The organism is Pseudoxanthomonas japonensis (assembly GCF_010093445.1).
In the GTDB taxonomy this organism is placed as follows: Bacteria; Pseudomonadota; Gammaproteobacteria; order Xanthomonadales; family Xanthomonadaceae; genus Pseudoxanthomonas_A; species Pseudoxanthomonas_A japonensis.
The window spans coordinates 87,048-95,422 of sequence record NZ_PDWW01000016.1 but is presented as its reverse complement, the minus strand read 5'-3'; the positions used below and the strand labels follow the sequence as shown (position 1 = coordinate 95,422).

8 protein-coding genes are annotated in these 8,375 nt (G+C 67.9%); 7 read left to right on the top strand and 1 reads right to left on the bottom strand.

The genetic code is table 11. The features are described from left to right. Window positions 1–139 precede the first annotated feature (139 nt). From CSC78_RS12125 to CSC78_RS19050, 4 genes are all read left to right on the top strand, one after another. The gene (locus CSC78_RS12125) at window positions 140–991 is read left to right on the top strand and encodes an ankyrin repeat domain-containing protein (RefSeq protein ID WP_238391259.1); all 852 of its coding nucleotides are present in this window, start codon (window positions 140–142) and stop codon (window positions 989–991) included. A 118-nt stretch (window positions 992–1,109) separates the two neighbouring features. Continuing rightward, window positions 1,110–1,970: an ankyrin repeat domain-containing protein gene (locus CSC78_RS12120; protein ID WP_238391258.1), complete on the top strand. Its 861-nt coding sequence runs from the start codon at window positions 1,110–1,112 to the stop codon at window positions 1,968–1,970. Window positions 1,971–1,985: 15 nt separating this feature from the next. After that, a complete protein-coding gene (locus CSC78_RS12115; RefSeq protein WP_162338107.1) occupies window positions 1,986–4,169 on the top strand; it encodes a phospholipase in 2,184 nt (727 codons plus the stop codon). 30 nt (window positions 4,170–4,199) lie between these two features. Then, window positions 4,200–4,757 carry a hypothetical protein gene (locus CSC78_RS19050; protein ID WP_238391257.1) on the top strand — a complete coding sequence of 186 codons (558 nt, stop codon included), beginning with the start codon at window positions 4,200–4,202 and terminating at the stop codon, window positions 4,755–4,757. Window positions 4,758–4,829: 72 nt separating this feature from the next. Here CSC78_RS19050 and CSC78_RS12105 read toward each other — a convergent pair whose 3' ends face one another. Next, entirely contained in the window at window positions 4,830–5,597 is a 768-nt protein-coding gene (locus CSC78_RS12105; RefSeq protein WP_162338106.1) for a Crp/Fnr family transcriptional regulator, read from the bottom strand. A gap of 401 nt (window positions 5,598–5,998) precedes the next feature. Here CSC78_RS12105 and CSC78_RS12100 point away from each other — a divergent pair, with 401 nt between their 5' ends. The 3 genes from CSC78_RS12100 (at window position 5,999) to CSC78_RS12090 (ending at window position 8,333) form a co-directional block, all read left to right on the top strand. After that, window positions 5,999–7,366, top strand: a complete 1,368-nt coding sequence (locus tag CSC78_RS12100; protein WP_162338105.1) for a DEAD/DEAH box helicase — start codon at window positions 5,999–6,001, stop codon at window positions 7,364–7,366. A gap of 62 nt (window positions 7,367–7,428) precedes the next feature. After that, a complete protein-coding gene (gene queD, locus CSC78_RS12095; RefSeq protein ID WP_162338104.1) occupies window positions 7,429–7,785 on the top strand; it encodes a 6-carboxytetrahydropterin synthase QueD in 357 nt (118 codons plus the stop codon). A 155-nt stretch (window positions 7,786–7,940) separates the two neighbouring features. Then, window positions 7,941–8,333, top strand: coding sequence for a phasin family protein (locus CSC78_RS12090; protein WP_162338103.1), 393 nt, complete (start codon window positions 7,941–7,943; stop codon window positions 8,331–8,333). Window positions 8,334–8,375 lie beyond the last annotated feature (42 nt).

Below are 8,375 nucleotides of genomic sequence, written 5' to 3'. Positions count from 1 at the left end.
AAGGACATCCCGTTGTTATGACAGGCATGGACGACAGGAACTCGAATGTTTGCCGTGATGAGGCCATCGACCGCAGGCATGCGAACCGCGACGACATGGGGCGGAACGCCAACGCAACGATGGTCGCTGGGAAGCCAAGATGCCGAACGGTGATGCGATGAGAACGGATGTCTTCCGACGCGCACTCGGACTCTGCGCGGCCCTGCTGCTGACCGCCTGCCTGCAGACACCGCCGCCGACCTCGCAGTCGTTCCTGGACCTGGAGCAGTCCTTCCCCGGCAATCCCAAGGCCCAAGCCCTGGCGGTGGCGGCCGAGCGCGGCGATACCCGCGAAGTCCGCCGGCTGATGAAGGAGGAAGGCGTCGACCCGGACACGGTCTTCAGCCCCGAAGGCCTGCCGCTGCTGGCCTGGCCGATCCTCACCGGCAACCCGGCCGGACTGAAGGCGATGCTGGAGAACGGCGCCGATCCCAATGCCGCCGAACTTCATCCCCTGCAGCACACGACGCGATTCAAGGGCCGGATACGAAACAACGCCATGGTCTGGGCGGCCAAGGCTGATGACCCGATTTACCTCCAGCTGCTGCTGGATCATGGCGGCGATCCGGATACGCGCAACAGCAATGGCGAAACCCTCCTGCTGCAGGCCCGCCTGATGGGCAACCAGTGGGAGAACGTGAAACTGCTGGTCGAGCGTGGGGCGGATGTGAACGCGCGGAGCCAGCAACGGGCCTTCGTCAATGAGTACGCATCGCTGGGTGGGTTCATGCAGACGCATTGGCTGCTGGAACATGGCGCCACGCCCGACCGCTTCACCGTGGACCATGTGTTCTGGCATCCGGGCGACCCCAATAACCCGGAGTGGCAACGCCGCTGTCAGCAATGGCTGCTGAAGCAGGGCCATCAGCGCCCCGCGATGCCCGAACACTACCGCCGGATGCGCGAGGCCTTCGGCTTCCCGACCGACGAAAAGGACATCCCGTTGTTATGACAGGCATGGACGACAGGAACTCGAATGTTTGCCGTGATGAGGCCATCGACCGCAGGCATGCGAACCGCGACGACATGGGGCGGAACGCCAACGCAACGATGGTCGCTGGGAAGCCAAGATGCCGAACGGTGATGCGATGAGAACGGATGTCTTCCGACGCGCACTCGGACTCTGCGCGGCCCTGCTGCTGACCGCCTGCTTGCAGGCACCGCCGCCGACCTCGCGGTCGTTCCTGGACCTGGAGCAGTCCTTCCCCGGCAATCCCAAGGCCCAGGCCCTGGCGGTGGCGGCCGAGCGCGGCGATACCCGCGAAGTCCGCCGGCTGATGAAGGAGGAAGGCGTCGACCCCGACACGGTCTTCAGCCCCGAAGGCCTGCCGCTGCTGGCCTGGCCGATCCTCACCGGCAACCCGGCCGGGCTGAAGGCGATGCTGGAGAACGGCGCCGACCCCAACGCGCGCTTCCAGACGCCCACGATCGTGCGCTACAAGGATGGGAGCGTCGGCACCTACTACAAGAACAATGCCATGGTCTGGGCGGCCAAGGCCGATGACCCGATCTACCTGCGGCTGCTGCTGGATCATGGCGGCGATCCGGATACGCGCAACAGCAACGACGAGACGCTACTGAAGCAAGCCAGGCTGATGGGCAACCAGTGGGAAAACGTGAAACTGCTGGTCGAGCGTGGCGCGGATGTGAACGCCAAGAGTCAAGGCATGTCACTCGTGGACATGTATGCCGGGCTGGGCGGCTTCATGCAGGCCCATTGGCTGCTGGAGCACGGGGCACGTCCGGAGCAGTACACCATCGAATCCATTTTCTGGCACCCGGGCGATCCCAAGAACCCGGAGTGGCAGCGCCGCTGCCAGCAATGGCTGCTCCAGCGCAGCTACCAGCGCCCCTCCATGCCCGACAGCTACCGCCGGATGCGCGAGGCCTTCGGCTTCCCGACCGACGAGAAGGACATCCCGTTGTTATGACACAGGAGCGGCATCATGCGGACTGAAGCGGAAATCCAGGCCCAGCGGCAGCTGGTCGCCGACCTGCGGACAATTGGCCAGCCGGATGCGCACGCGCAGGCCGACGCATTGCACGCGCGCCACTACGAGGAACAGATGGGCCTGGTGAGCGAGGACGTGTACGAATCCGCACGTGGCGGAGGTGAACCTCCGGTGGGCTGGGTGCGGGGCAGCGAGAACCTCGATCTGTTGCGCCAACACATGCCGGAGCTGGTCGGCATTGACGACAAGACCCTTTTGAACATGCTGAAGCCGAACGATTCCGGCTTCCGAGCAGAGATCTACCTGCCCGACCCTGCGGTCCTAGGCCCCGGTTACAAGCCGACTGTGGTGTTCAAGGGCTCCAACGGCGAAGTACTGCAAGCCGACGGCACGCGCCGCGAGACCGGCGCCGAGGATTTCGGCGCCAACAACTTCCCGCAGGCCATCGGATTGAAGACGGACTACTACGACCGCGCGATGGACTTGGCCAACATGCTCAAGAGGTATGGCGTGTCGGTCGACTACGCCGGCCACTCCCTCGGCGGCGGTCTCGCCTCGGCGGCGGTCGCGGTCAGCGGCGAACGCGGTACCACCTTCAACGCCGCCGGCCTGCATCCGGATACCGCACGCCGCTTCCAGCAGGAGAATCCGGATGTGCGCCTGTACGACCCCCAGGCCCGCATCACCGCATACCAGGTGCGTGGCGAGGTGCTGACCGATGGCCTGCAGAACAACGTCGAACGCATGGACGTGGCGCAGCGGCGCGTGCTGGGCGCAGTGCTGAAGGAGACGGCGGATCTGGTGCAGGACGTGCCGCAGTTGAAGCAGGCGGTGACACGGCAGCTGCAGTCGACCGACATGCCCATGCACGCCCGCGAGTCGGTGGCCCGCTTCGTCGACGCGCTCGCCGACGGCGACGCCGACCGCATGCTGCGCGACCTGCCGCTGTCGGCCGGCCAGGTGCGCACGCTGGACGCACGCGCCTGGCAGGATGGCCGGCTCGTGCAGCGACCGGCGGAAATGCCGCTGGACCAGGTGCTGGCCCTGGCGGGGCCGGCATTGCGTGCGGTCCGCGACGTGCAGGCCGGCGCACACCTGGGCCACGAGGCCGGGGAGATCGTGCAGGGAGCCGGCGGTATCGCGCAGCGCACACTCGACGCCAGCGGCGACGCCGTGCGCGCGGGCGGCGCACATACCGCCCAGGCCGCGTCCACGGTCAGCGAGGGCATCACGTGGGTTTCCTGCACCACCGGCGACGCCCTGTCAGAGGCGTCCGCGAAAGCCCGCCTTGCGGCGGGCGCGGTCGAGGCGCGCGCCGAGGAACTGCAGGCGGACATCACGAGTACCGCCATCGCGGCCCGGCGCGTGTTCTGGCAGGGCGTGGCGAACCTGGCGCCGGACGGCAGCGCGCTGGGGCGCTTCGCCGACGTTCGCGTGGATCAAACCATTGCCGACAATCTGCAGGCCCGGGACGCGGCGGAAGCCGACGCGCGTGCGGCGCGACAGGAGGCGATCCGCGATGCGGCCGCCATCCGCGCGGCGGCGGCGGATGTGTGCCAGGCGATGGAAGCGGTGCATGTCACCGTCGATCGCACCCAGCGGAAACTGATCACGGGCGCCACCGCGCAGGTGGACGACACGCTGGACGAGGCCGGGCGCCAGGTAAAGGCAGTCACGGACCATGCGCCGGCGGCCGGCGCCGTGCTGGGGGGCACGGTGGCGACGCATGCCAGTCTGAATCCGCTCGTGATTCCCGCAGCGGCACCTAATCTCGCCGAGCTGGCCAGGACGCTGCCGCATCTCTCCCGGCACGCGTCCGCCGCAGCGGTCGAGGCCACGGAGCGTCACCTGATGGCCGCCACGGTCCTGCCGAGCCTGAAGGCGGACACCGACGCGATGGAACGTGAATCGCGGCAGTGGCTGGAGGCGGCGAAGGCGCCCCCACAAGGCAATCGGGGTCCGTTCCAGGACCCCCACCTCAACCAGGCCCATGCCGCGCTGATGGCGGGGGACGGGGAACGGCTCGATCGTATCGCGCTCGACTTTGCGAGATCAGAGGTAGGACAACGCCTGTTGCAATGGAGCGATGCGCTGGACAGGCAGACGCCGTCGATCGCCTTGCCCGACATGCACGAGCAGCGCGCCCCCGCGGCGCATGACATGGCCCTCAGCCGATGATGGCGAGCGGCGATACTCCAGGGAGGAATCATGGAACACGGAGAATCGGTATCGGCACGGGCAGCGCTGGAGAATGCCGCCAAGGCCACGTTGGCGCTGTTGTCGGAGCTCTCGCAGCGTGAAGCGCGGCGGGACGCGTCGCTCGACCGGCAGATCGAGTCGTTGAGGCAGGAGGTCGGCCAGTTCCGGCGTGACGTCGCCTCCCTCGTCGAGGGCGCGGGCGCCCGGATCGCCGGCGACGCCCGGGATGCGCTGTCGCCCGCGGTCGTCGAGTACGACCGCGCCGTCGCGTCGACGGCGCAGCGGCTGAAGCAGACCGGCAGCCTGGCATGGATGTGGCTGGGCGGCGCGACGATGCTGCTGGGCTTGGTGTTGGTGGCCGGCTGGGCCGTGCTGGGCCACTACCGGCGTGAATTGGCCGCGGTGCAGGACGAGCTGGAGCGCTACGAGGACGCCGCGCCCGTCGTACGGGCGTTTTATGCCTCCGATGCGGTGGTCTGTGGCGACCGCATCTGCTCGAACGAGGATCCACAGGGACAGCATGCGGGCGAGAAGCGGCAGTATCGCCAAGCCAGGCCGCGCCCCTAGGCCATCGTCGCCCGTCCACGGGACGCAGCATCTTCACCGGACCGCCGCATCGCGCCCCACGGAGTCAAGGCCTCAGGCCCGCGCTTCCGCCAGCGCGTCCAGACGTGTGCGATCGAGCAGCCGCACGTGGTGCGGGTCGTCGGTGGCGATGCTGCCTTCCTGCCGCAGGCGGGTGAAGCTGCGGCTGACGGTTTCCACGGTCAGGCCCAGGTAGTCGGCGATGTCGGTGCGGGTCATTGGCAGGATCACTTCGGTGTCGTCCTGGCCCTGGCGGCGGCGACGCTGCGCCATGTCGACCAGGAAGCCGGCCAGCCGCTCCATCGGATTGAGGCGGGCCAGCGCCATCAGGTTGCCGCGGGTGGCGTCCAGCTCCACGCAGGCGCGCTCGAGCAGTTCGCGTTCCAGCTCCGGATGGTCATGGCACAGGCTGCGCATGTCGGCCATCGAGAACTCGCACAGCGTGCTGTCGGTGATGGCCTCGATGGTGTGCTTGTAGTGCGAGGTGCCGGAGAAACCGATGAAGTCGCCCGGCATCAGGAAGCCGGCCACCAGCCGGCGACCGTCCGGCAGCAGCCGGATCCGGCGCAGGGCGCCCTTGGTCACGGTGAACACGCCCCGTCGCGCCTCGCCCTCGCGGACCAGCGCTTCGCCCGCCTTCAGCCGCGTGTCGTCGGCCAGCGCTTCCATGGCGTGGGCCTTGGAGACCGGCAGGGCGGCGCAGACCGCCAGATGGCGCACCAGGCAACCGCTGCAACCCCGCGCGGCCTGGCACACCACACCGTCGGCGGGCGCGCTGGCCACCGGGGTGTCGTTCTGGCGAAGGATGCGAAGGCTGCTCATGGCGGCGGCGGCGAGGGGCTTCAGGACCCATCATACGCCCGCAAGTCACTGATTTCCGTGGTGCGACAATCGGTCGCAGATGCCGGCTTCAGCGGCCGGTCCCCCTTTCCTCCGCCAATTCAGGTACAGTGCGCGCCGCTTGCCTGCGGCCGTTCGTTTCCCCGATGGTCCGCCGGCGCAGGGAATTCCATGCGAACTCCCGCGCCCGCCCCGCTCCGACTTCTTTCGTTGCGCAAGCTCGGTAGCGCCGTTTTGGCGCCTCCGCACCCCTTCTCGCAGCGCGGTTTCAGGGAACGCTTCGAGTCACGGTCCTGCCGCATTCCGCGCGTCCCACGTTGCCGCACATCCGCTGTGCCGGCGTGGCGTGCGTGTTCCGGCCGACCGGCTTTGGAGCTTTCATCATGACGTTTGAAACCTTGGGCCTGGCGCCCGCCCTGCTGCGCGCACTCGACGAACAGGGCTACACCCAGCCCACCCCCATCCAGGAACAGGCCATCCCGCTGGCCCTGGCCGGCCACGACCTGCTGGCGGGCGCGCAGACCGGTACCGGCAAGACGGCCGCGTTCGGCCTGCCGCTGATCCAGTACCTGGCCACCACCCCGCAGGAAGTGCAGCGCGGCGGCCCGCGCAAGCCGCGCGCACTGGTGCTGACCCCCACCCGCGAACTGGCCGTGCAGGTCCATGACAGCCTGCGTGGCTACGGCAAGTACCTGCGCATCCCCAGCACCACCATCTATGGCGGCGTCGGCATGGGCAACCAGCTGGACGCGCTGCGCCGTGGCGTGGATCTGGTCATCGCCTGCCCGGGTCGCCTGATCGACCACCTCGAGCGCCGCAGCGTGGACCTGTCGGGCATCGAGATCCTGGTGCTGGACGAAGCCGACCGCATGCTCGACATGGGCTTCCTGCCGTCGATCAAGCGCATCCTGGCCAAGCTGCCGCGGCAGAACCGCCAGACCATGCTGTTCTCCGCCACCTTCGCCGACCCGATCCGCGAGCTGGCGCTGGAGTTCATGCACGATCCGAAGCAGATCCAGGTGACCCCGCGCAACACGGTCGCCGAGACCATCACGCACCGCGTGCACCCGGTCGACGGCAGCCGCAAGCGCGACCTGCTGCTGCACCTGCTGGCGCAGGACAGCCGCCTGCAGACGCTGGTGTTCGCCCGTACCAAGCACGGCAGCGACAAGCTGGCGACGTTCCTGGAGAAGAGCGGCATCAAGACCGCGGCGATCCACGGCAACAAGTCGCAGGGTGCGCGCCAGCGCGCGCTGAGCGACTTCAAGGCAGGCCGCATCAACGTGCTGGTGGCCACCGACATCGCCGCGCGCGGCATCGACATCGACCAGCTGCCGCAGGTGATCAATTTCGACCTGCCGATGGTGGCCGAGGACTACGTGCACCGCATCGGCCGCACCGGCCGCAACGGCTCGACCGGCCAGGCGATCTCGCTGGTGGCGCAGGACGAAGCCAAGTACCTGCGCGCCATCGTGCGCCTGCTCAATCGCGACATGGACCTCCGCGACGTGCCCGGCTTCGAGCCGCAGACGCCGATCCGGTGGGGCAACAGCGCACCGGGCAAGGCCGAGCAGCCCGCCGGCGAACGCACCCCGCGTCGCAACGGCCCGCAGAAGCATGCGCGCCGTCCGCACGGCGATGCGCCGCGCCACGCGCATGCCGGTCCGAAGAAGCATGGCGGCCAGCGTCGTGACGGCGGTCGTCCGGGCGGCGCCCGCCAGGGCCAGGGCCAGTCGCGCCCGGCCCGCTAAGCTGGACCCTCCGCGCGGCTCCCGCCGGGAGTCGCGCGTTCCACCGATCCGGACAACGACGCATGGACATCTTCAAGGTCTTCACCGTGGAAGCGGCGCACCGCCTGCCGCACGTGCCGGAAGGCCACAAGTGCGCGCGCCTGCACGGCCATTCGTTCCGCATCGAACTGCACCTGTCCGGCCCGGTCGACCCGCAGGCGGGCTGGGTCATGGACTTCGCCGACGTCAAGGCGGCCTTCAAGCCGATCTACGACCGGCTCGACCATCACTATCTCAACGAGATACCCGGCCTGGAGAACCCGACCAGCGAGCAACTCGCGACATGGATCTGGGACCAGACCAAACCCCTTCTCCCGCTGCTGAGCGCCATCGTGGTGCATGAAACCTGCACCTCCGGATGCCGTTACACCGGCCAGTGAGGCGTGGAACCGGTTTCATACCAGTTCCTACAAGCGTTTGATTTTTAACGGCTCCTGACCGTTCGTCGGATTTCCATACGCCGGTTATTGCACTGCAACATGAACGGGTCTATGCTGCGTCGCAACAGATGGAAATCCCCTTTCAGGAGCACGCCATGACCACGCAGTTCAACGAAAGCTTCAGCCAGTTCACCCACCAGTTCGCCGCGGCCGCCTCGCGCGCCAACCGCCTGGCCCTGGAAAGCGCCGAGACCGTGTTCGGCGTGCAGCTCAAGACCTTCGAGAAGAATGTCGACGCCACCACCGCCTTCTTCGGCGAACTGGCCGAGACGCGCGACCTCGACGGTTACAAGACTCTGTGGCCGAAGGGCCTGCAGGTTGCCAAGGACAACGCCGAGCGCGTCGTCGCCGCCAGCCAGGAAGTGTTCGGCCTGAGCCTGAAGACCGGTGAGGCCTTCGGCCAGCTGGTGAAGACCCAGTTCGAAACCGCGACCGACAACGTCCAGGCCTCCGTGGCCAAGGCGACCAAGGCCGCCAAGGGCAAGTAAGACCCGCCCGTTCCACTGCTTATTGCGCGGCTCCCCCTCCCT

Coding starts and splice junctions, on each gene's coding strand:
- CSC78_RS12120 (WP_238391258.1), top strand. CDS start 1,110: ATGCCGAACGGTGATGCGATGAGAACGGATGTCTTCCGACGCGCACTC.
- queD (WP_162338104.1), top strand. CDS start 7,429: ATGGACATCTTCAAGGTCTTCACCGTGGAAGCGGCGCACCGCCTGCCG.
- CSC78_RS19050 (WP_238391257.1), top strand. CDS start 4,200: ATGGAACACGGAGAATCGGTATCGGCACGGGCAGCGCTGGAGAATGCC.
- CSC78_RS12090 (WP_162338103.1), top strand. CDS start 7,941: ATGACCACGCAGTTCAACGAAAGCTTCAGCCAGTTCACCCACCAGTTC.
- CSC78_RS12105 (WP_162338106.1), bottom strand. CDS start 5,597: ATGAGCAGCCTTCGCATCCTTCGCCAGAACGACACCCCGGTGGCCAGC.
- CSC78_RS12125 (WP_238391259.1), top strand. CDS start 140: ATGCCGAACGGTGATGCGATGAGAACGGATGTCTTCCGACGCGCACTC.
- CSC78_RS12100 (WP_162338105.1), top strand. CDS start 5,999: ATGACGTTTGAAACCTTGGGCCTGGCGCCCGCCCTGCTGCGCGCACTC.
- CSC78_RS12115 (WP_162338107.1), top strand. CDS start 1,986: ATGCGGACTGAAGCGGAAATCCAGGCCCAGCGGCAGCTGGTCGCCGAC.